Below are 26,345 nucleotides of genomic sequence, written 5' to 3' on the forward strand. Positions count from 1 at the left end.
TGGGATAGCCACTAAAAGTCATAGTATGACAGATGCCGCAGCAACCCTGTCAGCTTTGTGCTCTGCCGCACATACCCGGCTTGTATTCTTTGCTACGTTGAGGACATGGCTATCTCAATCAACAAACAAATAGAACGGCTGCTGCGCAAGGTGTTTGGCATTGAAGCCTTGCGCGACGGGCAGCAGCGCGTTATCGACAGTGTCATGGCGGGGCGCGACACGCTGGCCGTGATGCCCACCGGCAGCGGCAAGTCGCTGTGCTACCAGTTGCCCGCGCGCCTGCTGGACGGCATCACGGTGGTGGTGTCGCCCTTGATCTCGCTGATGAAGGACCAGGCCGAAAAACTGGAAGAGGCGGGCATTGCCAGCGCAGCGCAAGTCAACAGCAGCCTGTCGCGCGCCGACGAGCTGGAAGCACTGGAAGCAATCGGGGGCGCAGACAAGGACATCGTCTTTTGTACGCCGGAGCGCCTGGTCAGCACCGAGTTTCGGGAACTGCTGCAGCAGACCGGCGTCGGCTTGCTGGTGATCGACGAAGCCCACTGCATCTCGCAGTGGGGCCATGACTTCCGGCCGGCGTATATGGAAATCGGCAGCGCGCTGGCGGCGCTGGGCCAGCCGCAGGTGTTGGCGTTGACCGCGACCGCCACGGATGACGTGATCGCCGACATCCGCGCCCAGCTGGGCCGGCCCGCGCTACGGGTGGTCAACACGGGCATTTACCGGCCCAACCTGCAATACCGGGTACAGCAGGTCACCAATCCGGAAGAGAAGAACACCACGCTGCTGGAGCTGGTGCGCGGCACGCAAGGTGTCGGCATCGTCTATGCGGCCACCGTCAAGGCGGTGAAGGAGGCCTACCAGCTACTGCTGGATGCCGGCGAAAGCGTCGCGCTCTACCACGGCAAGCTGCGCGCGGCCGAACGCAGCGAAAATCAGAACCTGTTCATGAACGGCGAGCGCCGCATCATGGTCGCCACCAACGCCTTTGGCATGGGCATCGACAAGAGCGATACGCGCTTTGTGATTCACCTGCAGGTGCCTGGCAATCTGGAAGCCTACTATCAGGAGTCCGGCCGCGCCGGCCGCGATGGCGAGGACGCCGCGTGCACGCTGCTGTACTACCACGACGACACGCGCCTGCAAAAATTCTTCCTCATGAAGAGCAAGGCGCCGGACGACAGGCATGAACTCGACCGCGAAAAACTCGAGCGCATGATCGGCTACGCGCAAAGCGGCTTTTGCCGCTGGAAGCTGCTGCTGGACTACTTCGGCGATCCGCTGCCCGGCTTCGAGCGCTGCTGCCGCTGCGACAACTGCCTGTCGCCGCCCGTGATATCAGGGGATCAGCTCGAACAGGAGCAGCTGGGTGACTTGCGTCTTGCTGAAGTTATCGTCGGAGATCAGCACCAGGCTGGCATGGCCATTGGCTAGCAGGGGACCGAAGGACATGCCTTCCAGGTTATCCACGATCGGCAGTTTGAGGTCGGCGAGGTCCAGCACCAGGCGCTTTTTGACCAGCGTGTAGCGGGCCTCCTTGAGCGTCGCCAGCTGCTGGATATCGCTGGCGCCGTCGGTATCGATCTCGAAGATCCGCACATAGTCCTTGTACGAGCCGTCGTCAGCCTGCACGCCAGAGCGCTCCATCACCAGCATGCGGTGTTCGCTGAGCGAGAGGATTTCCGAAATGCCGTTGTCGGCATATTTGCCTTCGCCCGGCGTGGCGGGGATGGCCTCCAGCGGATAGGCATACTGGCCCAGTACCTTGCCGTCCCGCGTGAAATGCGTGATGCGGTTGACGGCACCGTGTTCCGGCGTCGGCTCGGGGCCGTCCTGATACATCGGTCCTTCCAGTGACACCCAGATGGTGCGGCCATCGGGTGTAAAGCTCAAGCCCTCAAAGCTCTGGTTGTTGCGCGGGCCGAACTTGTGTTCTTTCGATACCGTGAACAACGGCGGTAACGGCAGCGTGAACAGATAGTGGCCGTCGGCAGTGGCCTGGCGGATGAATGGATCGAGGCCCAGTGTCACATCGCCTTCGCTGCCGTACCAGATGCTGCCGTCGCGCGGATCAACGCGGATGGTTTCCAGGTCCGGCACCACGCCGTTCTTGCGCTTGTACTCTTCCTTGGTCAGATAGGTCGATCCATCCGGCTGCAGGAAGCTGCTGACCCCAGTCAGCTGCACCGATTTGAACGACTGCAGATCGTAAGCCAGCTTGGCGCGATAGTAGCGGGCCGGGTTGAATTGCGAACGGTCGTCGCTGATCATCACCCATTCGTCCTTGTCGGCGTGGTAGTCGATGCCGGACAGGCCGCCCACCGTCGTGCCCTGGAATTCCTGGCGCCATGGCAGCCGTTGTTCGCCGATGAAGCGCATGCCCGATACGGTGTCCGGTGCAGCTGGTTTCTGGCGCGGGAAGGGCGCGCAGGCGCTAAGCGTCAGGGCGCAGGCGAGGGTGATGAGCGTCTTTTTCATGGGGCCGCATCATACCATCACTCGATCTGCCAGTCAGGGAAAGGATCGGGTAAATGACGCCATGCGGCCACCCCGGCGGCATGCTCGTCGTCGGTCAGTACGCAGTGGGCAAACGCGGCCTCGATGGCGCTGCGGTCCATGGCGCGGCCAATGAACACGACCTCGTTGACACGGTCGGTGTAGGGCGGCGCCCAACGGCCCACCGGTTCGACCGAGGCGATCTTGCCCGCGCGTGAATACGCCACTGCCCATTCCGGCCGTGTGGCCAGCCACAGATAGCCTTTGGCGCGTATCAGGCCAGGGAAACCCTGGTCGAGGAAATGATCGAAGCGGCGCGGATGCAGGGCGCGCGGCTCGCGCAGCACAAAGCTGCCGATGCCGTACTCCTCCGTCTCCGGCACATGCTCGCCCGCCAGCTCGCGCGCCCAGCCGGCCATCTGGCTGGCCTTGTCCAGGTCAAACTTGCCGGTGCCCAGAATTTTATGCAGCGCGACGCGGCCACGCTCGGCATACACGATGTCGGCGCCGGGATTGAGCGCCTTGATCACGGCGCGCACGTCGCCTAGCTGCTCCAGCGTGACCAGGTCGGTTTTGCTGACCACAATCACGTCGGCAAATTCGATCTGCTCCGACAGCAGGCTGGCCAGCGTGCGGTCATCGCCTTCGCCCGCCGTTTCGCCGCGCTGGGCCAGGAAGTCGGTGCTGTTGTAGTCGGCCAGCAGATTCAGCGCATCCACCACCGTCACCATGGTGTCGATGCGCGCCACATGGTTCAGTGACGCGCCGCCTTCGTCCTCAAAGTCGAAGGTGGCGGCGACCGGCATCGGTTCGCCGACACCGGTCGATTCAATCAACAGATAGTCGAAGCGGCCTTCCGCGGCCAGCTTGCGCACTTCCAGCAGCAGGTCTTCACGCAGCGTGCAGCAGATGCAGCCGTTGCTCATCTCGACCATTTTCTCTTCGGTGCGCGACAGCGCGGCGCCGGCATTCTGCGCGCCGTCACGCAGCAGGCTGGCATCGACATTCACCTCGCTCATGTCGTTGACGATGACGGCCACGCGCAAGCCGTCGCGGTTGGCGAGTATGTGATTGAGCAGGGTGGTTTTACCGGCGCCGAGGAAGCCGGAAAGCACGGTGACGGGGAGACGGGTATCTGGAACGGGCATGGCAAATCTCGCTTGGTTAATGCAATCGAGTTGCATATTAAGCGGATTCGAATTTAAACGCAACCAAGTTGCGTTAATTAGTTTTTACGATTGCAGTTGGCGCAGGTGCCTTTGATGAGGAAGTCGATTTCCTGCGTCTGGAAGCCTTCCGGCAGCTTGATCTTGCGCGGCAGGGCGACATCGGTGAAGCAGGTGACCTGTTCGCATCGCGTGCACTGGAAGTGCGCGTGCTCGTGGGCGTGGTGGCCGGCGCCAGCGCTGAAGCGCCAGACCTGGTCGGCGCCGGCGATGCGGTGGATCAGCTCATTCTCCGTGAGCCATTCCAGCACGCGGTACAGCGTGACCGAGTCCAGTTCCGCGTGCGCTTTTTTGGCGAGATGGGTTTGAATTTCGTGGTGGGTCAGGGATTTGCTCTGGCCCAGTAAAAAGTCAAGCACCATGACACGCTGGCGGGTAACGCGGGCGCCAGTAGCGCGGATCTGTGATTCAGCAGTATTCGTAGGCATCCCGCTATGGTAACACGGCGTATGAAACTGGCTGGTGGCGCAAGCGGCAGGCTTGCGGTTAGAATACCGGCATGTTACGCCGATCCACCGCTCCGATAGTCCATGTATTGCTCGCGCTGCTGCTGCTCCTGACGCAGCAGGTCGGGGTGACGCACGTCTATACGCACTGGCTGGGCGCGGAGCAGCAAAACTTCCAGCTGACCGACGCCGACCAGGCCGAGCATCGCAAGCGCGTGGCCGTCCACAAGGTCTGCGCGGAATGCGTCTCGGTGGCCCAGATGGCTGCGGCCATCACCGCCTCGCCGCTGACGCTGGCCATCTCCACCCTCAGCACCGGCCCGGTCGCGATGCCGGCCACGCTGGCCGCCTGCGAGCGCACCACTTGCGTCTTCCAGCCACGCGCTCCCCCTCTGGCCTGACACCCGAAATCCGTCCTGAATCTTGAGTTTTTCGCCGTGGCCGCGGGATGCGTGGCTGCGTGCGTGTCATCCCTATTTGCTAGAGGTTTTACATGAATATCCAACGTACGCTGCTGGCCAGCGCGATCCTGTCCGCCTATTCCTCGCTGGCTTTCGGCCAGGCTGTGGTGCCACAAGTTGTGGTCACCGCCAACCCGTTCGGCAACACCGCCAATGATCAGATCCTGGCGCCCGCCAAAGTGCTGGCCGGCGACGAACTGCGCGACAAAGCCGGCAGCTCGCTGGGCGAGACGCTGTCGCAGGAGCTGGGCGTTTCCGCGTCGGCGTTTGGCGCTGGCGCATCGCGTCCTATCATCCGCGGCCTGGAAGGCGCGCGCGTCAAGATGCTGGAGAATGGCATGGCGGTGTCCGACGTGTCCGGGCTGTCGAATGACCACGCGGTCGCGGCGGAAGGCGCGGTGGCGCAGCAAATTGAAATCCTGCGCGGTCCGGCGGCCCTGCTGTATGGCTCTGGCGCGATCGGCGGTCTGGTGAACGTCGTCAACGAACGTATTCCCACGGCGCTGGAACCCAGGTTGACGGGCCAGCTGGAAGCGCGCGGCAGCACGGTCGACAATGGCCGCAATCTCTCCGGCACCCTGGACGGCGCTGTCGACAAGCTGGCGTGGCACATCGACGGCAATCTGCGCAATGCCGGCGACTACAAAATCCCGGGCAACCGTGTGTTCAATGACCCGGATTCCGCCAGCGGCCGTCTGCCGCATTCGGACACGCGCTCGCGCACCGGCGGCTTTGGCGGTTCCTACATCGACAGCTGGGGCTTTATTGGCGCGTCGGTGTCGCGCCTGTCCAATGTCTACGGGATTCCGAGCGACGAAGGCTCGAAAATCGACCAGAAGCAAACCCGTTATGACCTCGACAGCCTGGTAAAAACCCCATTCGCAGGCTTTGAAACCTTCAAGTTCAAGGCTGGCTACACCGACTACAAGCACGCCGAAATCGGCGAGGACGGCCTGCCGGAAGTCCTGTTCAAAAACCATGCGCTGGAGACCCGCTTCGAGCTGACCCATCAACCGGTGGCCGGTTGGCACGGCACCTTGGGCGTACAGACCGAGAACACCAACTTTTCCGCGCTCAGCGCCGAGGGCGGTCCGGATACCGTGCCGGTCACGCACTCGACGTCCAACGCCGCCTTCGTGGTCGAGGAAACCGACTTCGGCCCGGTCAAGTTCAACGCCGGCGGGCGGGTGGAGCGCGTGAAGCGCGAACCGGTGACGGGCGTCAACCGTTCGTTCAACCTGCAATCCGCTTCGTTTGGCGGCCTGTGGCCGTTCGTGCCTGGTTACGCGCTGGGCGCCACTTTCTCGTATGCCCAGCGCGCACCGTCGACGGAAGAGCTGTACTCCCACGGTCCGCATGACGCTACCGTGACCTTCGACATCGGCAACGCCGATTTCAGGAAAGAGACCTCGCGCAACATCGAAGTAACGCTCCAGAAGACCACGGGCCTGGTGCGCTGGAAGGCCAACGTCTTCCGCAACAAGGTCAGTGACTTCATTTATGGCCACATCACCGGCAAGCTGCTGGATGAAGAGGGCCATCCAGGCGACGAACTGCGCGAGCGCATCTTTGAACAGGCCGACGCCACGATCCAGGGGGCGGAAGCCGAACTGGAATACAACCCGACGGGCGCCGGCTGGTCTGGCCGCGTATTTGCCGACACCACGCGCGGCAAGCTGGAACGTGGCGGCAGCCTGCCGCTGCAACCAGCGACGCGGGTCGGCGCGAGCACGGCGTACAAGATGGGCGCATGGCGCGCGGGCCTGTCGCTGGTGCACGCACAGTCGCAGGACCGTCTGGCCTCGTTTGAGACGAGCGCTACGCCAAGCTACAATCAGCTCAATGCCAACCTCTCGTACACCCAGAAAGCCGGCGCGTATGATCTGACCTGGTTCCTGCTGGCGAAAAACCTGACCAATGACGAGATCCGCGTATCGACTTCGGTGCTGAAGGATATCGCACCTTTGCCAGGACGGAATATTGTATTCGGCGTTCGCGCCAAGTTCTAACGCGTTAAATATGAAGGCTGCCGAGCAAGGCAGTCTTCGGTCACGGTTTACTTGACTTGCAATTGTAGTTATTGGGGATTCACGTAATTAATAAAATACTATGAGTGATATTTTATCCAATCTATGCGTCGAGAAAATCAAATCAAAGCTGATCGCCAGCAGGGAGCTTGCAACTCAGCTCGCTGATGCAGGTTTGAGTCTGCCCGAGTATGATTTCAATTTTATTGAAGGGCTGCGGACCCGCAGGCCGGACGAGCAGCATGTCAGTGTCTATTTTGATGAAGTATTTAAGGAAGCGCTCAACCTTAAACGAGGCATCTGGAATCCTTTGTTGCATCAGGAACTGCCAGCCGGTCAGCAATCTCCCTACGTGAATTCTTTGCTGCGGAAGGCAGTTCTTGACGGAAGGCCTGTCGGCGCAGGACGTTCCCTGGATGCGAATTATCTGTTGTATCAAAGGATGGCGGTTGACGAGCCGGACCGCTGGCTGGCGTATCTGCAATTGATTAAAGCTATAAAAAATAAGGAGCTGGAGAGTTTTAAAGCAAGCGCTCCTGACATTTTCCTGTCAAACGATAAAGTGACAGTCAAAGCTGTCGCTAAATTAATTGAGAATATATGTTCAAAGCTGGGTTTGGCTGCTGAAGTCTGGTCTGACAGGAAGAGTGTAGTTGTCGTTCGAAAGATAGATGATAATTGCTTTATATCTGCATGTTGGGATGATCTGCTGTCACTTAAGAAGCGTGGGAATTTCCAATTTATTTGCAGAGTTCACGATGCTCCTGTTGAATTTGATTCACCCGTAACCGAGAGCTGGCTATTCAGCATACATAGCTTAGCCCCGGGCGGATACTTTTATGGCTCGAACAATGGGTCCTGGGAAGCGGTTGCACTGAGCGCCTATGCTAATCTCGCGTTCTTCAAATTAATGATCCCTCTGCATTAAAAAGCAAGCCAGACGGCGGTGCGGGCGACGGTGCAGTCGCGATGAACGCAAGCCGCACCATCCCGCCTGTCATCACTGTTTCAAGCCAGTGCTTCCGCCGGACCGAAGAACTCGTAGTGCGTCTGCGAAGCCGGCACACCCAGTTCCGCCAGGTGTGATTTCACGGCCTTCATGAATGGCGTCGGGCCGAGGAAGTAGGCGTCCAGGTCGCGGGTGGCCGGCAGCCAGTCCGACAGCTGTTGCGGATTCAGATAGCCGGTTGCATGCGGCTGCGGTGCTTGCGTATCGGCGTTTTCGTAGCAGTAGAAGCGCTGCAGCTGCGGGTGTTTGGCCGCCAGCGCATCGATATGGTCGCGGAACGCGTGCACGCCAGCGTGGCGTGCGGCATGGATGAAGTGCACCGGGCGATTGCTGCTTAACGCCGCAGTCAGCATGGCCAGCGTCGGCGTGATGCCCACGCCGCCACTGATCAGCACCACCGGCTTGTCGCTGTCCGTCAGCACAAAGTCGCCTGCTGGCGGGAACACCTCCAGACTGTCGCCGGCGTTGACCTGGTCATGCAGGAAGTTGGACACCAGGCCACCGGGTTCGCGCTTTACACTGATGCGCAAGCTGACGCCGTTCGCCGCTGCGGACAGCGAATACTGGCGGCGCTGCCCAATGCCGTTGATGTTGAGCGTCAGCCCGATGTACTGGCCCGGTTTGTGCGCCACGACCTGGCCGCCATCCTCCGGCGTCAGCACAAAAGACGTAATCTCGTCGCTCTCCATCGTCTTCGAAGCCACCTTGAAAGCACGGGCGCCGCGCCAGCCGCCTGGCGCCTGTTCGTTTTCCTTGTAGATGTTCTCTTCCGCCCCGATCAGGATCTCAGCCAGCTGGCCGTAGGCTGCAGCCCATGCCTCGATCACTGCATCCGTGGCGATTTCCTCACCCAGCACCTCGCGGATGGCCTTCAGCAGCGAGGCGCCCACGATAGGGTAGTGCTCTGGCTGGATCTGCAGCGAGACGTGCTTGTTGATGATGGTGCTGACCAGCGGACCAAGGTTTTCCAGCTTCTCGATATTCTTCGCGTACATGAGCACCGCATTGGCCAGGGCGCGTTGCTGATGGCCCTCGTGTTGGTTGGCCTGGTTGAACAGCGGCTTCACTTCCGGATAGTCGCGGAACATCGTCTGATAGAAGTGACGGGTCAGGGCTTCGCCGCCGGTTTCCAGCAATGGGACGGTGGCGGTAATGATGGCTTTATGTTCGGTGCTCAGCATGATTTCAGTCTCTCAATGGGTTACGACGTAAACAAGTATACCATATGAATGTTTAAGCGTGCACGAAGCGCCACCGGAATCCCGTGGCGCTTCGTCAGGTGCTTAGAGGTCGAACTTCAATTCAGCGACGTAGGTCCGTTGCGGATACGGATGGAAGTTCCAGTACTTGTCGTTATTGAGGTTATCCACGCCCAGTGCCATGCTCCATTGCTGATTGAACCGGTAGCGCAGGCGCGTATCGACGGTGAAGTATTTGCTGGCGCCCATATAGGCAAAGCCGTTGACGTCCGAATTATCCAGCGTTGAATACTGCGTGCCGCTGTAGCGCGCCGCCAGCGTGACGGACAACTGGTCGTTCACGGCGTAAGTTGCCACGCCGGTCGCGCGCCACTCGGGGATGCGCGGTTGCCATTTGCCGACGCTGGTTGGCGCCTTATCGTTGCGGATGATTTTGGAATCGGTCCATGTCGCGCTGGCGCTCAAGTCCAGACTGCGCAGCCACACATCATTCTGGGCGTAGGACACTTCCAGGCCCTTGGTGCGGATCAGGTCCACGTTCTGGATGTTATTGACCAGGGTCTGCGCGTTGATCTGCGTGTACAGCGCGTCCGCAGTGCGTTCGCCAAACGCGGTCAGGCGCAGATAGCCGTCCGCCAGCTTGCGTTCCCCGGACAGCTCCGTGGTCCAGGACTTCTCCGGCTTCAGATTGGGGTCATTGTTGGTCAGTTCGCCGGCCGCATTGACGCCGCCCTGGTACAGCTCCGATACCGTCGGCATGCGGACCGCGCGGCCCAGCGAGGCCTTGAGCACCCAGTCATCGCTGGCCTGATAGGCCAGCGCGGCTTTCGGCGACACGTAATTCTCACTACGCTGCTGATGCGACGCGGTTGCAGCGGCATTCGAGGTTGCGCCGTCATGTGCATGCCAGTGTTCAAAGCGGGCACCCAGCACGGTCTTCCACTGCGATGCGAACTTCCACATGTCCTGGGCATACAGGCTGTTGGTTTCAGTCTTGCCCTGGAAGGCGGCGTTACGTTTGCCTGGCGCGCCGTTGATCCAGTCGTCGGTTGCATTCTCAATGCTGGCCAGCTTGTACGCTTCGCGCTGATAGCCGAATTCCGCAATGTGCTCTTCGTTCGGGCGCCACACGCCCTTGGCGGAAAAGGTATTCCAGCCCGTGCCGCCCTGATTCACGAGACGTCCCTTGCCGCCCGAAAGTGCACCGGGCAGCGCCACGGTGGCAGCGCGTAGCTGGTCCTTGTCGTAATCATAGAGGCTGGCGGCCACTTCCCAGTCGAAGACACCCCTGGTATTGGTCTTCAGCGTGAGGCCATGCATGACATGCTGCAGGTCTTCGTTGGAGAGGTTGAAATCGGTGTCGTTCAGGGTATAGCTGCTGCCATTGATATTGACCTGGCCCCGGTAGACCGGCTGTCCCGCAGCGTCACGCAGATAGGTATTCGGGCGGCCTTGGGAATCGTTGCGCCAGAGGCCAAAGGTGTAGGTCGCGCGCATGGTGGGCGAGAAGTCATATGCCACCTTGGCTTTGAGCTGATCCTGCACCGTGTGGTACTGCGTGGCCGTGCCAAGCAGATACCATGGATTGTTGGTCCGGTCCCGGCCCTGCACAGCGCCCGTGACAGGCACGCCGGCATTGCTGGCAGTGCTGCTGACGGCGCGGTTGGGGAAGGTGAGTGGCTGGCCGTCGCTGTCGGTGCGGTTCAGGTCCAAATACCATGACCAGGCGCCATGCCGGTCGCCAAGTGCGAAGCTGCCTTGCTTGCCGTCGTAGTTATCGTTGGTGCTGTATAGCTTGAAGGGCTGGTGCGTCAGCGTCAGACTGGCGTGCGCCTCGAACTTGTCTGGCATGCGCGTGACATAGTCCACCACCGCGCCTACCGAATTGCCGCCGTAGGCAGCGGAGAACGGGCCATACAGCACATCCACGCGTTCAATCTGTTCCGGGCTGACCATGCCCCAGCGCGGCGCAAATGTCGCGCCATTACCCAGATAGTTGGACAGCAGGATGCCATCGGCATACACCATCGAACGCGCGCTGTTGCCCGTGCCCGAAGCGCGCGTGGACAGTACGGCGTGATTGTAGTCGCCGATGTAGCGCTTGCGCACCAGAAGACTGGGCAGATACTTCAATGCGTCTTCCGCATCGGTGGCGTTGATATCGCGTTCGATTTCTTCTTTGGTGATGCCTTCGATCGTGGTCGGGATCAGCGTCGGCAGCGAAGTAGGGCGGTTGCCGGTCACGGTGACCGTGCCCAATACATGCTGGGGCGCGTCTTCAGCGTGGACGCAGGTGGCAAAGGCCGCAAGCAGCGCCAATGCCAGGGGAGACAAAGTGGTTTTCATGGGTGTTCCTGATGATGCGGATAGATAGCCGTCATCCTCTGAGGGATAACGGAAACAAGAGCGGAAAGATCAGGAAAACGCAGGTGGCCCGCGCGGACTGGCGGCACGCCAGGTATGCAGCGGTTGCGGTGCCGTGTAGAACAGCGGTGGGTAGAAATCGTGACCGCCGATGACGGCGAAACCGCTCAACATGCTGGTTGGCAGCGCCGGCGCCGTGCCATGCACCGCGCAGTAGGGACAGTGCTCCATGCCGTGCATGGTGTTGGTTGGCGCTTTTTTGCCGGCATCGACGACCGAACACATCTCCGCCAGCCTGGCCTCGGTGGTCGAGGCGAGCGCGTGCGACACGGTCGGCGCAAGCGCAGCAAACAGGACGGCCAGCATGGCAATCCACAGATGCAGCGTTTGGCGTCGGAGAGCGTTAAACATCTTTCAATTATAGCCTATAAGCTTAATAGCTAGAAATTGAGAATGAGAAGTGTTATCATTCACACCGTTTTTATTCCACAATAATTCTTCCCATGTCTGCATTGTCCCAGAGCGTATCTCCATTCAAATTGACCGCGTTGGCTGCCGCGGTGTCCGTCCTGCTGGCTTCGGCCGCGCAGGCCCAGCAAACCGAAGACGCGCCGATGGAAACGATTCAGGTCGCAGGCAGCTGGCTAGGCTCCGGCCTGCAGAACAGCGTGAAGAATTTCGCCGGCGCGCGTACCGTCGTCAACAAGGACGACATCGCCGAGACCGGCGCGGCCAACATCGGCGACGTGCTGCGCCGCATTCCGGGCGTGCAGACGACCGACAACTCCGGCACGGCAGGCAGCGCCATCTCGCTGAACATCGGCGTACGGGGATTGACTGGCCGTTACTCGCCGCGTTCCACCGTGCTGCTGGACGGCATTCCGCTGGCGGTGGCGCCGTACGGCCAGCCGCAACTGTCGTTCGCCCCCGTGAGCCTGAACAACATCGACTCGATCGACGTCGTGCGTGGCGGCGGCGCCGTGCGCTATGGTCCGCAGAACGTCGGCGGCATCATCAACTTCCGCAGCCGCGCCATTCCCGAAGGCGAGGGCATCAGCGGTGACGCCAGCGTGCGCTACAACCACTTCGGCGAAGGCGGCCAGAACCGCCAGTACAGCGCGTTTGTGGGCGGCACCGCCAGCAATGGCCTGGGCGTGGCGCTGATGTATTCGGGCATGGAAGGTTCAGAATGGCGCAAGGGCAGCGATGAACGCGTCAACGACGTGGCGCTGAAATTCCGCTACCCGCTGAATGCCCACAGCGAGGTGTACGGCAAAGTCTCCTACTACGACGTGCTGTCGCGCACGCCGGGCGGCCTGACGGTGGCACAGTACAACGCCGATCCCTTCCAGAACACCCGTCCGACCGATTTCTGGAGCGGCGACCGCCGTGGTGTGGACGTCGGCTACCTCAACACCATCTCGGCCACGCAGGAATTTGAAGTCAAGGCCTACTACAACGAAAGCTTCCGCCAGAGCGCCCTGATTAACGCGGCCAAGACCCAGATCACCTGGCAGCCGCGCAACTACGAAGTGCTGGGCGTCGAACCGCGCTATACGCAGCGCTTCAACGCCGCCGGCCTGACCCACGACGTCACGGTCGGCTACCGCTACCTGCGCGAGCGCGGCGACGACAACAACTACGTGCAAACCGTGGCCACCGGCGCGAATGGCGCCGCCACCACCTTCATCAACAGCACCGATGCCAACGCCGCCTACATCGACGACCGCATCGCGCTGGGCGCATGGCGCGTCACGCCGGGCGTGCGTTACGAGAAAATCTCCTCCACCCGTAACGACGTCAACGGCAAAGCCAGCTTCGAGACCGACAACAACAAAGCGCTGCCATCGCTGAACGTGGCCTACCTGGTGAACCGCGCGCTGACCGTGTTCGCCAACTACACCACCTCGTTTGGCGCCGTGCAGAACACCCAGCTCAACTCGCAGACGCCCAACAATCCGCTGACGCCGGAACTGGCGAAGACCGCCGAACTGGGCGCACGCTGGAAAAGCGCATCGGTGAGTGCCGAAGTGACCGCCTTCAAACTCAAGTTCGACAACCAGATCCTGCAAGTGCCGGGCATCACACCGGCGACCTTCCAGAACCTCGGCGCGACCAACCACGACGGTATCGAAACCGCAGCCGACTACAGCTTTGACGAAGCCAGTGTGCTGGCGGGCCTGAACGTGTACGCCAACCACACCTACACCAAAGCCATCCAGAAATCGGGCGCGACGGCGGGGCTGGACGTACCGTTCTACTCGCGCAACACCGACACCCTCGGCGCGCGCTACCGCGTGGGCGCGTGGACCGCCAACCTGTCGACCACGCACCAGACCAAGCAATACGCCGACACCGCCAACACCGTGACCGAAGCGGCCAACGGCAGCAACGGCATCGTGCCCGGCTTCCGCCTGTGGAATACCCAAGTGTCGTGGAAACAGAAAGCGTATGAAATCGCGGCCGGCATCAACAACCTCGCCGACAAGCGCTACTACACCCGCAACGTCGACGGCAACGCCGGCCGCATGGTCGGCGCACCCCGCACCGCCTACGTCCAGCTCCACCTCAGCTACTAAACTCCGGGGTCAGGTCCGTCATTTCTACACGAACTCAACGGTAGGCCTTGTCTGATGGCACGGCTGGCCGTTGCGTGGGAGACGCCAAACGCACGTGCGATGGCGGTGATGGTGTAGGCGTTGGTCTGGTAGGCGGCTGCCATTGCTGTGTTGCGGTCACCGGGAAATTTGTCGCGATAGGCTTGCAGTGGCAGGGCCAGTACGCTGCGCTGCTGGCGGGAGACGCCATCAATGTGGTCCGAGAATGTTGTCTGCTGATGCTGGCGGATGAACTCCGCGCTGCCAAGCATGAGCTGGCGATAGATGTTCTGCAACGGGCTACTGATGCCGAGTCCGTTCAGGACGAATTGACGGTAGGCCAGCTTGGCGGCATTTGCATTGGGACCAAATTTGGACAGTAGCCAATCCGTCTCCAGCCAGCTTGGCGGCGGCAACACGGCCACGGTGAAATTGAAGCTACTCCAACGCCAATGCTGTGGTTGTGTGACGAACTGAGCCCGCACCGGATTCAGCACAATATAGCGGGCCAGCTCGAGCAGATGCGCTTCCTTCTCGATCAGCACGGCGTGATAACGCCCCTGAAACACATGCCCCACCAAATCATGTCGCCGATTGAAATACTGGGCGTACACCCCGTTCAAATGCCGCATTCCCAAAGCCAGGTTGGCATTGATGGTCTCGACCAGCAGATGGTAGTGATTCCCCATCATGCAGAACGCATGGACCGCGTAGCCGAAGCGCCCGCAAACCTCCCCCAGCAGCTGCAGCCACACTGCGCGATCGGTGTCGTCGCGAAAGATCAGCGCTTTACGGTCGCCACGGCTGGTCACGTGATACAGCGCGCCGGGATATTGGATTCTGAGAGGTCGGGTCATTCCCACAGCCTATGTCAGCACCGCTAACGTGAGTTGCTCTAAATCATGTAATACCCGGTTTACAGCTGAGCGCGTGTAGAAAAGACGGACCTGACCCCGGAGTGTAGGATTAAGATGACATTTTGCAATGTTCACAGCCTACACAGGACTACAAGGTGCTCCTATACCGGCTGTTTAGGTCGCTGGATATAGTGTCTACATCGACAAGACATATATTCACAGGGGCTTAAACATGAACACGATCCACTCCACTCCAGCCGCATCGCAATCCATCAGCCTGATCGGTGCGCAACAGAATGATCTGCTGCGCGCTTTGTCGCGTGACGATCTGCTGGCTTTGTTTAGCGATCTGGAGTTGGTCACGTTGCCAGAAGGTAAGCACCTGTTCGATTTTGGCGATACCATCGATTACACTTATTTCCCTACCAATGCCATCGTCTCGCTGCAGTATGTGATGGAAGACGGCGCCACGACCGAGATCGCTGTCGTCGGCCGCGAAGGTGTGGTCGGTGTAGCGCTGAATCCGACCGAGCGCGCCAGCTATGCCGCTGTGGTGCAGACCGCCGGTTATGGCTATCGCCTGAAAACCTCGATGCTGCGCGAAGTGTTTTACACCGGCGGCCCGCTGGCCCAGCAGCTGATGCGCTATACCAGCATGATGTTTGCCCAGCTCGCCCAAAGCGTCGCCGGCAGCCGTCACACCAGCATCGAGCAGAAGCTGTGCCGCTGGCTGCTGGAACGTCTGGACCGCTCAATGTCGAATGAATTGAAGGTGACGCAGGAAATGATCGCCAATATGCTGGGCGTGCGCCGTGAAAGCATCACCGGTGCGGCCGGCAAGCTGGCTCAGGAGGGGTTGATTACGTACCGCCGCGGTTGTGTGACGGTGCTGGATCGGGATGGCATGGAGCGCCGCGCAGGCAGCTGCTATCAAGGCCCCAACACGATCTCAGCCCCGGTCCAACAACGTTACGCAGCTTAATTAGTGCAGGACGCGGGTGGCTGGCAGGATCAGGAAGCCATCCGAGCCCACCGGTTTGGGCATACTGGCAGCCAGGTCTTGATCCAGCTTGCGCTGCACCAGTTTGTGCCAGGCGCTGGCCCAGCGGGCTGCGAGCAGGGATTCTTCTGCCGAACGCGCATACAGCGTTCTTTCGACGGCGATTTTCTGTCTTTGCAGGGCGTAGCTGGCGGATATCAAAGTAGTCATGGCGTAGTGTGACTGGCTGGTTGATCGGAGATGCGATGCCATTGTGCCCGTCTCACCCCGGTTCTGAATGTGCGCCAGTTCACCCATAACGATGAGAAATCATTTCAAGCCGTGTAAAATACCCGGCTTGTTGCTTTTCTGCATCGTCTTTTCTCCTCACTTTCCCCATGTGGTCTTCGAATTTTTCTAGAAATGCGCTGGCTGGTCTGACCACGTCCTTTGCGCTGGTCCCCGAATGCATCGCGTTTGCGCTGGTGGCGCACTTGAATCCTCTGGTCGGTCTGTATGGCGCGTTCTTTATTTGCACGATCACCGCGCTGTTTGGCGGCCGTCCCGGCATGATTTCAGGCGCGGCCGGCTCGATGGCGGTGGTGATTGTGGCGCTGGTGGCGCAGCACGGGCTGCAATACTTTCTGGCGACGGTGCTGTTGAGTGGCTTGATAATGGTGCTGTTTGGCGCGCTACGCATGGGCAAGCTGGTGTCCATGGTGCCGCATCCGGTCATGCTGGGCTTCGTCAACGGCCTGGCGATTGTGATTGCGTGGTCGCAATTGCAACATTTTAAGGCGGATGGTGTGTGGCTGCACGGCGCCGCCTTGTGGTGGATGGGCGGTCTGGTGGCGCTGACGATGCTGATTGTCTATCTGCTGCCGCGCCTGACGAAAGCCTTGCCGCCAGCGCTGGTGGCGATTGTTGGTGTCGGCTTGCTGTCGCAGGTCTTGCATCTGCCGGTGCGTACACTGGGGGATATGGCGCACATCGCCGGCGGGCTTCCTGCGTTGGCCTTGCCGCAGGTGCCGATGACGCTGGAAACGCTGCGCATCGTGCTGCCGTATGCGCTGCTGATGGCGGTCGTGGGTCTGCTGGAAACGCTGTTGACCTTCAATCTGACCGACGAAATCACTGAAACGCGCGGTTTGCCGAACCGGGAATGTGTGGCGCTTGGCGCTGCCAATGTGGCTTCCGGCCTGTTCGGTGGCATGGGCGGCTGTGCGATGATCGGCCAGACCATGATTAATCTGGGCTCGGGTGGCCGTACACGCGTATCGGGCGTGGTCGCGGGCGTAATGATGTTACTGTTTATACTGTTTTTGTCGCCGCTGATTGAACGGATTCCGCTGGCGGCGCTGGTTGGTGTGATGCTGGTTGTCGCGCAGCAGACCTTTGCCTGGAGTTCGCTGCAGGTGCTGGGCAGGGTGCCGCGTCATGACGCACTGCTGATTGTGGCGGTGACGGCGATTACTGTCGCCACCGATCTGGCCGTCGCCGTCCTGTGCGGCATCGTGATCGCGGCATTGAGCTTCGCCTGGCGTCACGCCCGCGAGATCCGCGCGGACGTGACGCAAAGTGAGGGCGTTAAGACCTACACGCTGCATGGCACCTTGTTCTTCGCCTCGGTAGCGCACTTCAACGACCTGTTTGAACCGCAGGCCGATCCCGCCCTGGTGCTGCTGGACTGCCGCCACCTGCGCCTGGCCGATCATTCCGCGCTGGTGGCGGTGGCCACGCTCAGCGAGCGTTACGCCAAAGCCGGCAAGACCTTGCAGGTACGGCACCTGTCGCAACGGTGCACCACCTTGCTGCACCGTTCGGGCGTCATGGCTGCGGCATGATGACCTGTCACGGCGCACCTTTGCTGAAGTTCGATACCACTCAATAGTAGTAAGGTGTCTTGCCAGCCCACTCGGTTTTGCCGTAACGCTTGTGCAGTAGCGAGAAGGCGCTGCGGGACAGGGCTTTGGCGTCGTTGTCGAGGCAGCCGCCGCGCGTGGATTGCACGGTCACGTACAGCAGCCATGGCAGCTCGGGATCGTTGGGCAGCGCTTTGGCGCGGGCCATGATGGTGTCTCCGAAGTAGCCGGTGGCGGTTTTCAGTGTGCCAAGTTGGGCCAGTTCCTTGTCGCGTGCGGCGGTGTTGCCGACGTTGGGCATCGGCAGCGAGAATTCCGCGTCGATGTTTTCGTAGTAGGCGGCGCCAGGCTTTTCTGGCAGCTTGCACCACATGTCGGCCAGCGTGTCGTCGGCGCTGCGCAGCTTGAGTGGCTGGGCGTAGCTTTGCAGGACTGGGGACAAACCGTATTTCAGCGCGCTCACTACCAGCGCGTAATGGCGCTCAGGTGCGCCTGGCAGATTGCGGTATTGCTGGGCGATGCCTGCCAGCTCGGGCGCGATTTGTTCGACCAGTTTCGAGGTCGCCAGCGCTTCTTCCTGCGCTTCTTTCTGTTGTCCCATCAGGTCAAAACGCAGCCATGCGGCGACGGCAATGCGCGCGCGCCACTCCGCCGGCAGCGACGGTTGTGATGCGACCGCACGGATGTCGGCGGCGGACAGGCCGCTGTTCAGCCAGCGCTGGCCATCGGCTGCGATGTCGGTAACGGCTTCGTTGTTGGCGGCAGTTTCGCCGGTGTCGGGATCGAGGTCGCGGCTATGGGTACGCATCAGGAAGCTGGCTGCGTCCGCCGGCGAGGTGGCGACGGCAAAGCGCTCCTGCAGGAACTGGTTGCGCGCGCTGGTGGACTTGGCTGCTGTCAGCACAGGGCTGGCCAGCACGGCATCTGTCAGTGCGCGTGCCTTGTCGGCTTTACCGGCCAGGCGGTAGTGGCGGGCAAGCGCGTAGCGCAGTGTCAGATATTCCGGTGCGGCGGTTGGCACTTGCAGCGCTGCCTGTTCCTGTTCAGGCGTCAGGGTGTTTGACAGCATGGTGCTGGCCAGCAGCCACACGCGTGCCTGTGGCTTGTTACCCTCCTTGGCGTAGCGGCGCCACAGATCGAGTGCGTGCGCCTGTTCGACTGCGCAGCTGCGTTTCGCCTGATATTCGCCGCATTGCTGTAAGGTCTGGATCCAGTCGATAAAGCCGGCGCTGGCGCGCAGTGCGTCACGTTTGTCCGCTTGCTCGCCGGCCGGCGCTTGCAGCTGATCGTTGGCCAGCACGCGCCAGTCGCCCAGGTGATCCTCGGTGTATGGGTTGGCGCGTGGATCATCCAGCAGTTTGCTGAGCTCTGCGAAGCGCTGCGCTGGCGTCAGGCGCGCTTGCATGGAGCGGCCAATCGCGCGCGTGGCTTCGTGCAGCGGCGCCAGCTCTGGATTGGCCAGGATGTGGGTGATGCTGGCCTGGATCGCTGCCAGCTTTTTCTGCTGCTTCGCCAGCCGCGCTGCCGCCGCCTCCGCGTTCTCCGTGCGGATGGTCTGCGCTTCCTTCCATTGCTCGTCCTCGGGCATATAGGTAGCGGCCCGCGCTTGCGCACGCACGCTCAGGTACTCGCCCCATGGACGTAAGGGATGCTTGTCGGTAGCGCCGATTGCCGCAAACAGCCTGGCTGCGCGCGCGTAGTCTTCGCTGTAGAAGGCCGCTGCTGCCAGCTGGTACTGCTGCATCTGGCGCCAGTACAGCGCTTCTGTTGCAGGCAGTTCGGCTGGTGCTGGAATCACAGGCTTGGGCTGTTCGTAGCGGTTGCGGTTGGAATCCGGATCATCGCCGCAGATTTTGAACACCTGCTTCTGCGACGCCACCCAGGCCGCCAGCCGCGCAGGCGTGGCGTCGCTGCGCTTGGCGAGTTCTTTCAAGGTGTTGGTGGCAAAGCCATAGCTGGTCAGCGGGCAGTTGATGTAGCCGTAGGCCAGGCTGCTGCCTTCCTTCGGCTTGGGTACTGGCTGTTTTAATGCGGCGCTGACCGCAGCAGTCCATTCGCCGTAACCACCGGCGCCTTCCGATGCATCCACCCAGCCGCCTTTGCGGTTACCTACTGCGCGCAGCAGGCCCGCTTCTTCGGCGGGCGCCTTCTTGATGCCGTCCGCGCCCAGCATCACGCTGCGCCAGGCCGTGTACAGATACATGCGTTCATAGCTGCTCAGCACCACACCCAGTTCCCCGGCCTGGTAGCGCGAGAGTGCGATGTCCGGCACGTTACGGTTGACGTATGGGTCCCACGGTCCACCGCCGCTGGCATAAGCACTGGCACAGGCCAGGGCGGCAACAGCGGCGGCGAGGCGGCGCATTGTATAAATCATGGTGAACTCCTTGATGGTGGCGGCAAGTCCGATCCGCTACGCTTCCATGCATAGCGGTCAAACCAGTAAGTTTTGGCATAGCGTCCGCTGATAGATGGTGCGAACGGTTCTTGCGGCGAGAAGCCTGCGCTGTTCGCGCGGCAGCTGGCGTGCAGTGTGTTGGGGGAGTGTTCCAGCAGCTTGCGCATCGCCGCACTATCTTTACCCATGCGGAAAAACATGGGCACGACTTCGTCTGCGGCAAGGCCGTCAAGCCAGGCGGGCGCGCGGCACCACCATGCCAGCGCTGTAACGCTGAGTTTTATCCGCTGCGGCAAAGCGGTACGCAGGTCCTGGACCAGGGAACGGTAGAACACGCGCTGCGATGGTTTGGCTTCCATGTCCAGCTGCACCCAGCCGGAGGTGCTGATGGCAGCCGCATCAAGCAGTGCGTCGATGATGATGGCGCGGCTGTGTTCAATCTGGGTTGGCGGATTGACGGTGCTGACTTCTACATGCAGCACCGGCGTCACCAGTGCGGAAGAAGGCAGGGCGGGCCAGCGCATGCGCGGGCGTATCAGTGTCTTGTCGCCGGTGAGGAGAATATGCCGCTGCAGCACGGCTGCTTCATGTGTCGACCAGGCTGGCAAACGTGCTTCGTCCCACAGCCAGGCGACCTGCTGCGCGCTAGCGGCAGCAGGATAAAGCAGCGAAAGGATCAGGAGAATCAGCGGCATCGGACAATGAGGCAAATAAGCCGCCCCATTGTACCGAATTTACTTGCTTTCCAGCGCCGCGATTGCCGCAGCCACGCCTGCACCATAGGCAGGATCGGCTTGCGTGCAGTTGTCGATATGGCGTTGCTGCACTGGCTTGGATACGCCGTGAATCGCGCGTGCCGTGTTCTCAAACAGCAGCTGCTTCTTCTCTGCCGTCAGCAGGCGGAACAGGTTACCCGGTTGCGAGTAGTAGTCGGTGTCCACGCGATGATCCCAGTGCCCCGCAGCGCCTTCCAGCGCCAGCGGCGGTTCGGTGAACTGTGGCTGCTGCGCCCACTCGCCACGGCTGTTCGGTTCATACGGCGTGCTGCCGCCGCCGTTTGGCGTCACGCGCATGGCGCCATCGCGGTGATAGCTGTGGAACGGGCACTTGGGCGCATTCACCGGAATCTGGTGGTGATTCACACCCAGGCGATAGCGCGCCGCATCGCCATACGAGAACAGGCGCGATTGCAGCATCTTGTCCGGCGAGAAGCTCACGCCCGGCACCACGTTGGCTGGCGAAAAGGCCGACTGTTCAACCTCAGCGAAATAGTTTTCCGGATTGCGGTTCAACTCCAGCACGCCGACATCGATCAGCGGATAGTCCTTGTGCGGCCACACCTTGGTGAGGTCGAACGGATGGTAGGGCACTTTGGCGGCTTCCGCTTCCGGCATGATCTGCACGGCCAGTTTCCAGCGCGGGAATTCCTTGCGCTCGATGGCGTCGAACAGATCGCGCTGCGAACTTTCGCGGTCGACGCCGACCAACGCTGCGGCTTCGGCGTCGCTGAGGTTCTCAATCCCTTGCTGCGAGACGAAGTGGAACTTGACCCAGAAGCGTTCATTACTGGCGTTGAGGAAGCTGTAGGTATGGCTGCCGAAACCGTGCATGTGGCGATAGCCTTTCGGGATCCCCCGGTCGCTCATGACAATGGTGATCTGGTGCAGCGCTTCCGGCAGCAAGGTCCAGAAGTCCCAGTTATTTTCTGGACTGCGCAGATTGGTCTTTGGATCGCGCTTGACCACGTGGTTCAGGTCCGGGAATTTGAGCGGGTCGCGGAAGAAGAACACCGGCGTGTTATTGCCGACGATGTCCCAGTTGCCTTGCTCGGTGTAGAACTTGACGGCGAACCCGCGGATATCGCGCTCGGCATCGGCTGCGCCGCGTTCACCGGCCACGGTGGAGAAGCGCAGGAAAACGTCGGTCTGCTTGCCGACCTCGGAGAACAGCGCGGCGCGCGTGTATTGGCTGATGTCGTGCGTGACGGTGAAGGTGCCGTAGGCGCCCGAGCCTTTGGCGTGCATGCGGCGTTCAGGGATGACTTCGCGCGCGAAGTGGGCCAGCTTTTCCAGGTGCCACACGTCTTGCAGTAGCACCGGACCACGCGGGCCTGCGGTTTGGGTATTCTGGTTGTCGGCGACCGGGGCGCCGGCAGCCGTAGTGAGATTTTTCATGAAACTTCCTTCGCCTGATGGGGATGAATGGAAACTTCCAGCATAACGACTACGACAGCTTCTTGCCGCTCTCAAAAGGCAGAGCCACAATGAAAAACGCCCGGCAGTGCCGGGCGTTCAATACAACTTGAATTACTTGCTTGGGTAGATGATGTCGTCACGACGGTCATGCGCGCGGGCTGCGTCGTCGGTGCCGGTGACTTTCTCTTTACCGTACGATACGGCTTCCAGCTGGCCTTCTTTCACGCCTTGTACTTTCAGGGCGGTGATCAGGGCTTGTGCGCGCTTCTGGCCCAGGGCCAGGTTGTATTCTGCGCCGCCGCGGTCATCGGTGTTGCCTTCGACTTTGATCGCTACGTTCGGGTTAGCGGCCAGGAACTTGGCGTGGTCGGCAACCAGGGTGTCGAATTCCGATTTGACAGCGTACTTGTCGAAGTCGAAGTACACGCTACGGTTTTTGTAGATCGAGCTGTTTGGGTCCAGGTACGCTGGCAGTGGAGCAGCCACTGGTGCTGGTACTGGCGCAGCCACTGGTGCTGGTGCCGGTGCCACTGGCGCCGGGGTCGGCGCTGGTGCTGGAGTTGGGGTTGGAGCAGGGGTCGAGCAGGCGCTCAGCAGAGCGACGGTGCATGCAGCCAGCAGGCTTTGGGTTGTAGCTTTCATCGAAGAACTCCCGAATTGGTTTTGTTTGTGGGACAAATAAGATACACGCTAGGTGTGTGGCTGTTCTGCAGCCGCGAGCAGTATTATATAAGGGTTTCCCTTGGAAAAATTGGTCTTATGCATTATTTTTTTAGCCAACGTGAAAAAGGTGCCAGATCTCTATCGGTTTCTACGTACCAGGCGCGGCGCGCGATGTCGAATTTGGCGCCCAAGGCCTTCACTTCATCCTTCTCCGCAAAGCTGGCGGCCAGGTAGTGGCGGCCCGCAGGCTGCATCGGCTGGGTTGCCGTACGCTGGTTGCGTTCCAGCGCAGCCTCGGCCGCTGCTGACGACTTGGACAGGCGCATCTGGGCCAGGAAGCTGCTGCGCTGGCTGGCCTCTGCTGGCGACAACAGGGTAAGACGCGCGCGGGCGCGTGTGGCGGCCACGTAAAACAGGTTTTCCTCTTCACGCCGGGGTTGCATGGGATGCGGGAACTCGCCATCTTGCAGGAAGGGCAGGATCACGTGGTCGAATTCCTTGCCCTTGGCATTGGCCGCACATTCGATCAGCACTGACTTGCGGTCGCGCTTGCGGCGCACAAAGGCTTCGCGCGCATTCACGGCCTTCCAGAATTCCGCCAGGCTTTGCCCGGACGCGGCTGCCGACTGCAGCAGGCTGTCGATGGACTTGGTGATGACGCCGGCATCGTAGGCGCGTACAAAGATGCGCTTGGCGGTGGCGGCCAGCTGCACGCGTGTGCATAGCTCGCTCAGCACGGTGGCCGCTGGCAGGGCGGGATCGACCGTGGACAGCCACGCCAGCGCCGCAATCACGTTGCGCTTGGTGCCTTCGCTGGCGACATCGCGGTAGCTGGCTTCCATGCCCTCGCGGCGCTCGTCTTCAATCAGGAACAGTTCGCCCAGCAAATCCGGACTCTTGAGGATTTGCTGCTTGAAGTTGTCCATGCTGCGCGCGGCAAACTTCATCTCGCTGAACGCCACCATGGCGTCAACGATGGCGGTGCGTACCTGTTCGGATTTGACGGCGCCAAAGTCCTTGAGCGCAATCGCCAGCAGGCCGCGCAGGAACAGGATCTCGTCGCGCTGCAGGTAGCCTGCCATGGGCGGCGTACGGTAGTCGATATCGGCCTCGATCAGGGCGTTTTCGATGGCCATGGACTGGTGGCGGTCGCGTATCAGGATGGCGCAGCCGTCGTAGTCGTGGCCGTCCGCCTTCCATTGACGCACGGCGGCCACTGCGCGCTGGGCGCAGTCGGCGGCGCTGGCGTAATGGACCTGCTGGATTTCGGTGCGCAAGGGCAGGCTGGATTCCACTTGCTTTTGCTTTAACTCGGCCATGGCATACGCCAGATGCGGGCCGTGGCGATAGGTTTGCGTGAGTGGATAACGCGTCAGCTTGGGGAAGCGTTCGCTGAAGCGGCGGTTCAGGTATTCATCGCTGGCGCCCAGTTTGGCGTGGATGACCTGGTCCTTGTCGCCGGCGCCAACGAAGTAGCATTGCGGCCGGTCGATGAGTGATTCCAGGACGCGGAAGGCGGCCTCGTTCAGGTCGTGCAGCTCATCGCACAGCACCAGCCGGTAATCCGGAAACTGTTCCGCCAGACGCGCGCCGCCGTGCAGATTGCAGGCCAGGTCGTAGGTGGCGTCGAACGGGCCGCGGAACACGGCGCCGGCGCCGCCATCGAGGCGCAGGGTTTCATATTCGATGGTGGTCAGGTAGTCGGTCAGCGGCACGTCCAGCAGCTCGGCCGCCTCTTCGTGGCGCAGGAATTCGACGTCGGTTTCCAGCGCCATGGTGGCCTTGAGCGTCTGCTGGACGTCGAGGAAGCGGCTCAGCGCCAGGCTGTGCGTATGCAGTTCCAGGCCATCGACGTTGCCGGCGTAGCGCTCGCCGGTGCGGTCCATCGCCTGCAGCGCATAGTCCTTGAGCGCGCGCGCTTCGCGGCACTGGCGCACGCCATCGTCATCGATGAGGTCCATCATCCATGCGGAAAAATCCTCGAAGGTCAGCACCGCAATGCGCTCGACGGTGGCCTGCGCAATGCCCACTTCCATCAGGCGGCGGCGCAGCACTTCGCGCGCTTCCCGCGTGAAGGTCAGCGCCAGGATCTGCCCGGGCGCCATGTTGCGCGCCAGTGCCTCGCCGATGCGCAGCGCCAGCGTGGTGGTTTTTGCCGCGCCCGCATTGGCTTCAACCAGCGACACCTTGTTCTGCGCCAGCTGGATGGCGCGCTGTTCTGCGGTCGGGATCAGGCCTTGCGGAGTAAAACGGGGAGGATTGGACGGGTTCATCCGCTACATTATAGCGACCGGCTGGCGCAAGCCGGTAGCGGGAATGGCCGGCGTGACGGCCACTGGCGTCAGGCGCGCGGTGGCGCCCTCGATGAATTGCGCGTTAAACACGCGTTTTTCCGTTTCCGTATCGTGCGAGGCGATGCGCGCGCACAGCAGGTCGGCCGCCGCCGCCGCCATCTTCGGCATCGGCTGGCGTAGCGTGGTCAGGTTGTAGCTGGTCCAGTTGGACGGCTCGACGGCATCGAACCCGGCCACCGACAGCTGGCCTGGTACGTCCAGCCCCAGTTCGTGGCGGGCGGCATCCAGGCAGCCCAGCGCCATGACGTCGCTGCCGCAGATGATGGCGTCCGGTACCGAGCCGAGGCGGGCGATGATGGCTTTGAGTCCCAGCGCGCCGCTGCGGTAGTCGTATTCGCCGGGCACCACCACGGGCGGCGGCAGGCCGAGTTCGGCGATGCGTTCGCAGGCGCCATGCCGCCGTTCGTTGGCGGGGCTGGCGTCATCATGGCCGGCGATGATGCCGAAGCGGCGGTGGCCCGCTGCGGCCAGCCTGGTTGCCAGCATGCGGCCGGCCTCCAGGTGATCGCAGGTGACGGTATTGACGGCGCTATCGCGCAGTGTGCGGTTGAACAGCACCAGCGGCACGCGGCGGCGCTCAAATTCGGCCACGTGTTCATCGGACAGGCGGGCGGCGGCAATCACGCCATCGACCTGGTACTGCCAGACGTCGGCCAGCACGCGGTCGGCGTCGGCTTCGCGCTCCAGCGTGAACAGCAGCACGCGCTTGCCGCGCGCGTTGAATTGCTGGCTCAGTTCAGCCAGCAGTTCGGGGTAATACAGATTGGCCTGGTTGGTGATGATGAGCGCGATCATATTCGATCGCCGCGTAATCAGGCTGCGCGCCGCAGCATTCGGAATATAGTCCAGCAGCGTGGCCGCCTTCATGACCCGTGCATGGGTGGCGGGCGCCACGCTGGCGCCCGGCTTGAAGCAGCGCGACACCGCCGATTGCGACACGCCAGCCACCAGCGCCACGTCATAGGAAGTGACGCGGCGGTTCTCACTGGCGATTACCGCCTTCAGCGCATTTGCGCTGTGTTCGACAGTCGGCTTGGATTTGGTCATCGTCTCGTTGCGCTGCTGGGCTTTGCTCTTTTATCAGTTGAACAAGCATAATAAGAAACTTACCCAATGGCAACAAATATCGCATTTCTGGAAAGAAATATCATTTAAGCTGTGGCTACTACGCAATTTTCCCTGCGACGACTCTTTTTCTGATAGCATATCGCC

The 26,345-nt window shown here is 61.2% G+C and carries 21 protein-coding genes; 7 read left to right on the plus strand and 14 right to left on the minus strand.

The annotated features are described in order from the left end of the window. The first annotated feature begins 105 nt into the window (after nucleotides 1-105). Complete coding sequence (locus BUA36_RS04135; protein ID WP_072781632.1) at nucleotides 106-1,434, plus strand: RecQ family ATP-dependent DNA helicase; 1,329 nt, start codon at nucleotides 106-108, stop codon at nucleotides 1,432-1,434. On the opposite strand, the gene BUA36_RS04140 is transcribed toward BUA36_RS04135, so the two are convergent. The 3 genes from BUA36_RS04140 to BUA36_RS04150 all read right to left on the minus strand — a co-directional run bounded on the left by BUA36_RS04140 (nucleotide 1,339) and on the right by BUA36_RS04150 (nucleotide 4,150). Further along, nucleotides 1,339-2,478, minus strand: coding sequence for an esterase-like activity of phytase family protein (locus BUA36_RS04140; protein WP_072781634.1), 1,140 nt, complete (start codon nucleotides 2,476-2,478; stop codon nucleotides 1,339-1,341). The two genes, BUA36_RS04135 and BUA36_RS04140, sit on opposite strands and share 96 nt — an antisense overlap. 17 nt (nucleotides 2,479-2,495) lie before the next feature. Next, a complete protein-coding gene (locus tag BUA36_RS04145; RefSeq protein ID WP_072781636.1) occupies nucleotides 2,496-3,644 on the minus strand; it encodes a GTP-binding protein in 1,149 nt (382 codons plus the stop codon). Nucleotides 3,645-3,721: 77 nt separating this feature from the next. After that, nucleotides 3,722-4,150 (minus strand): Fur family transcriptional regulator, encoded by a 429-nt coding sequence (locus tag BUA36_RS04150; protein ID WP_072781637.1) that lies wholly within the window; start codon nucleotides 4,148-4,150, stop codon nucleotides 3,722-3,724. Between the two features lie 71 nt (nucleotides 4,151-4,221). Here BUA36_RS04150 and BUA36_RS04155 point away from each other — a divergent pair, with 71 nt between their 5' ends. The 3 genes from BUA36_RS04155 (at nucleotide 4,222) to BUA36_RS04170 (ending at nucleotide 7,584) form a co-directional block, all read left to right on the plus strand. Next, nucleotides 4,222-4,569 carry a hypothetical protein gene (locus BUA36_RS04155; protein ID WP_139260341.1) on the plus strand — a complete coding sequence of 116 codons (348 nt, stop codon included), beginning with the start codon at nucleotides 4,222-4,224 and terminating at the stop codon, nucleotides 4,567-4,569. Nucleotides 4,570-4,661: 92 nt separating this feature from the next. After that, nucleotides 4,662-6,638: a TonB-dependent receptor gene (locus tag BUA36_RS04160; RefSeq protein ID WP_072781641.1), complete on the plus strand. Its 1,977-nt coding sequence runs from the start codon at nucleotides 4,662-4,664 to the stop codon at nucleotides 6,636-6,638. A 100-nt stretch (nucleotides 6,639-6,738) separates the two neighbouring features. Continuing rightward, a complete protein-coding gene (locus BUA36_RS04170; protein WP_139260342.1) occupies nucleotides 6,739-7,584 on the plus strand; it encodes a hypothetical protein in 846 nt (281 codons plus the stop codon). Between the two features lie 80 nt (nucleotides 7,585-7,664). On the opposite strand, the gene hmpA is transcribed toward BUA36_RS04170, so the two are convergent. From hmpA to BUA36_RS04185, 3 genes are all read right to left on the minus strand, one after another. Beyond that, nucleotides 7,665-8,846 carry an NO-inducible flavohemoprotein gene (gene hmpA / locus BUA36_RS04175; RefSeq protein ID WP_072781644.1) on the minus strand — a complete coding sequence of 394 codons (1,182 nt, stop codon included), beginning with the start codon at nucleotides 8,844-8,846 and terminating at the stop codon, nucleotides 7,665-7,667. Between the two features lie 102 nt (nucleotides 8,847-8,948). Beyond that, nucleotides 8,949-11,210, minus strand: a complete 2,262-nt coding sequence (locus BUA36_RS04180) for a TonB-dependent receptor (RefSeq protein WP_072781645.1) — start codon at nucleotides 11,208-11,210, stop codon at nucleotides 8,949-8,951. A gap of 69 nt (nucleotides 11,211-11,279) precedes the next feature. Next, entirely contained in the window at nucleotides 11,280-11,639 is a 360-nt protein-coding gene (locus BUA36_RS04185) for a DUF2946 domain-containing protein (protein WP_072781646.1), read from the minus strand. A gap of 92 nt (nucleotides 11,640-11,731) precedes the next feature. Here BUA36_RS04185 and BUA36_RS04190 point away from each other — a divergent pair, with 92 nt between their 5' ends. After that, a complete protein-coding gene (locus BUA36_RS04190) occupies nucleotides 11,732-13,807 on the plus strand; it encodes a TonB-dependent receptor family protein (protein ID WP_072781647.1) in 2,076 nt (691 codons plus the stop codon). Here the strand turns inward: BUA36_RS04190 and BUA36_RS04195 are convergent. After that, complete coding sequence (locus BUA36_RS04195) at nucleotides 13,804-14,682, minus strand: transposase (RefSeq protein ID WP_072781648.1); 879 nt, start codon at nucleotides 14,680-14,682, stop codon at nucleotides 13,804-13,806. The genes BUA36_RS04190 and BUA36_RS04195 overlap by 4 nt on opposite strands. 232 nt (nucleotides 14,683-14,914) lie before the next feature. Here BUA36_RS04195 and BUA36_RS04200 point away from each other — a divergent pair, with 232 nt between their 5' ends. Continuing rightward, nucleotides 14,915-15,664, plus strand: coding sequence for a Crp/Fnr family transcriptional regulator (locus BUA36_RS04200; RefSeq protein WP_072781649.1), 750 nt, complete (start codon nucleotides 14,915-14,917; stop codon nucleotides 15,662-15,664). Here BUA36_RS04200 and BUA36_RS04205 read toward each other — a convergent pair whose 3' ends face one another. Then, a complete protein-coding gene (locus BUA36_RS04205; RefSeq protein WP_072781650.1) occupies nucleotides 15,665-15,892 on the minus strand; it encodes a hypothetical protein in 228 nt (75 codons plus the stop codon). 167 nt (nucleotides 15,893-16,059) lie between these two features. On the opposite strand from BUA36_RS04205, the gene BUA36_RS04210 reads away from it, so the two are divergent. Continuing rightward, nucleotides 16,060-17,505, plus strand: a complete 1,446-nt coding sequence (locus BUA36_RS04210; protein ID WP_072781651.1) for a SulP family inorganic anion transporter — start codon at nucleotides 16,060-16,062, stop codon at nucleotides 17,503-17,505. Between the two features lie 40 nt (nucleotides 17,506-17,545). On the opposite strand, the gene BUA36_RS04215 is transcribed toward BUA36_RS04210, so the two are convergent. The 6 genes from BUA36_RS04215 to BUA36_RS04240 form a co-directional block, all read right to left on the minus strand. After that, entirely contained in the window at nucleotides 17,546-19,900 is a 2,355-nt protein-coding gene (locus tag BUA36_RS04215) for a hypothetical protein (RefSeq protein ID WP_072781653.1), read from the minus strand. Further along, a complete protein-coding gene (locus BUA36_RS04220; RefSeq protein WP_072781654.1) occupies nucleotides 19,897-20,616 on the minus strand; it encodes a hypothetical protein in 720 nt (239 codons plus the stop codon). Before BUA36_RS04220 ends, BUA36_RS04215 begins: the two co-directional genes overlap by 4 nt. Before the next feature lie 39 nt (nucleotides 20,617-20,655). Further along, nucleotides 20,656-22,095 (minus strand): catalase, encoded by a 1,440-nt coding sequence (locus BUA36_RS04225; RefSeq protein WP_072781656.1) that lies wholly within the window; start codon nucleotides 22,093-22,095, stop codon nucleotides 20,656-20,658. 132 nt (nucleotides 22,096-22,227) lie between these two features. After that, the gene (locus BUA36_RS04230; protein ID WP_072781658.1) at nucleotides 22,228-22,758 is read right to left on the minus strand and encodes an OmpA family protein; all 531 of its coding nucleotides are present in this window, start codon (nucleotides 22,756-22,758) and stop codon (nucleotides 22,228-22,230) included. A gap of 122 nt (nucleotides 22,759-22,880) precedes the next feature. Beyond that, nucleotides 22,881-25,052 (minus strand): 3'-5' exonuclease, encoded by a 2,172-nt coding sequence (locus BUA36_RS04235; protein ID WP_072781659.1) that lies wholly within the window; start codon nucleotides 25,050-25,052, stop codon nucleotides 22,881-22,883. Nucleotides 25,053-25,055: 3 nt separating this feature from the next. Further along, a complete protein-coding gene (locus tag BUA36_RS04240) occupies nucleotides 25,056-26,180 on the minus strand; it encodes a LacI family DNA-binding transcriptional regulator (protein WP_072781661.1) in 1,125 nt (374 codons plus the stop codon). Nucleotides 26,181-26,345 lie beyond the last annotated feature (165 nt).

Source organism: Duganella sacchari (genome assembly GCF_900143065.1).
Taxonomy (GTDB): Bacteria; Pseudomonadota; Gammaproteobacteria; order Burkholderiales; family Burkholderiaceae_D; genus Rugamonas; species Rugamonas sacchari.

Coding starts and splice junctions, on each gene's coding strand:
- BUA36_RS04135 (WP_072781632.1), top strand. CDS start 106: ATGGCTATCTCAATCAACAAACAAATAGAACGGCTGCTGCGCAAGGTG.
- BUA36_RS04140 (WP_072781634.1), bottom strand. CDS start 2,478: ATGAAAAAGACGCTCATCACCCTCGCCTGCGCCCTGACGCTTAGCGCC.
- BUA36_RS04145 (WP_072781636.1), bottom strand. CDS start 3,644: ATGCCCGTTCCAGATACCCGTCTCCCCGTCACCGTGCTTTCCGGCTTC.
- BUA36_RS04150 (WP_072781637.1), bottom strand. CDS start 4,150: ATGCCTACGAATACTGCTGAATCACAGATCCGCGCTACTGGCGCCCGC.
- BUA36_RS04155 (WP_139260341.1), top strand. CDS start 4,222: ATGTTACGCCGATCCACCGCTCCGATAGTCCATGTATTGCTCGCGCTG.
- BUA36_RS04160 (WP_072781641.1), top strand. CDS start 4,662: ATGAATATCCAACGTACGCTGCTGGCCAGCGCGATCCTGTCCGCCTAT.
- BUA36_RS04170 (WP_139260342.1), top strand. CDS start 6,739: ATGAGTGATATTTTATCCAATCTATGCGTCGAGAAAATCAAATCAAAG.
- hmpA (WP_072781644.1), bottom strand. CDS start 8,846: ATGCTGAGCACCGAACATAAAGCCATCATTACCGCCACCGTCCCATTG.
- BUA36_RS04180 (WP_072781645.1), bottom strand. CDS start 11,210: ATGAAAACCACTTTGTCTCCCCTGGCATTGGCGCTGCTTGCGGCCTTT.
- BUA36_RS04185 (WP_072781646.1), bottom strand. CDS start 11,639: ATGTTTAACGCTCTCCGACGCCAAACGCTGCATCTGTGGATTGCCATG.
- BUA36_RS04190 (WP_072781647.1), top strand. CDS start 11,732: ATGTCTGCATTGTCCCAGAGCGTATCTCCATTCAAATTGACCGCGTTG.
- BUA36_RS04195 (WP_072781648.1), bottom strand. CDS start 14,682: ATGACCCGACCTCTCAGAATCCAATATCCCGGCGCGCTGTATCACGTG.
- BUA36_RS04200 (WP_072781649.1), top strand. CDS start 14,915: ATGAACACGATCCACTCCACTCCAGCCGCATCGCAATCCATCAGCCTG.
- BUA36_RS04205 (WP_072781650.1), bottom strand. CDS start 15,892: ATGACTACTTTGATATCCGCCAGCTACGCCCTGCAAAGACAGAAAATC.
- BUA36_RS04210 (WP_072781651.1), top strand. CDS start 16,060: ATGTGGTCTTCGAATTTTTCTAGAAATGCGCTGGCTGGTCTGACCACG.
- BUA36_RS04215 (WP_072781653.1), bottom strand. CDS start 19,900: ATGATTTATACAATGCGCCGCCTCGCCGCCGCTGTTGCCGCCCTGGCC.
- BUA36_RS04220 (WP_072781654.1), bottom strand. CDS start 20,616: ATGCCGCTGATTCTCCTGATCCTTTCGCTGCTTTATCCTGCTGCCGCT.
- BUA36_RS04225 (WP_072781656.1), bottom strand. CDS start 22,095: ATGAAAAATCTCACTACGGCTGCCGGCGCCCCGGTCGCCGACAACCAG.
- BUA36_RS04230 (WP_072781658.1), bottom strand. CDS start 22,758: ATGAAAGCTACAACCCAAAGCCTGCTGGCTGCATGCACCGTCGCTCTG.
- BUA36_RS04235 (WP_072781659.1), bottom strand. CDS start 25,052: ATGAACCCGTCCAATCCTCCCCGTTTTACTCCGCAAGGCCTGATCCCG.
- BUA36_RS04240 (WP_072781661.1), bottom strand. CDS start 26,180: ATGACCAAATCCAAGCCGACTGTCGAACACAGCGCAAATGCGCTGAAG.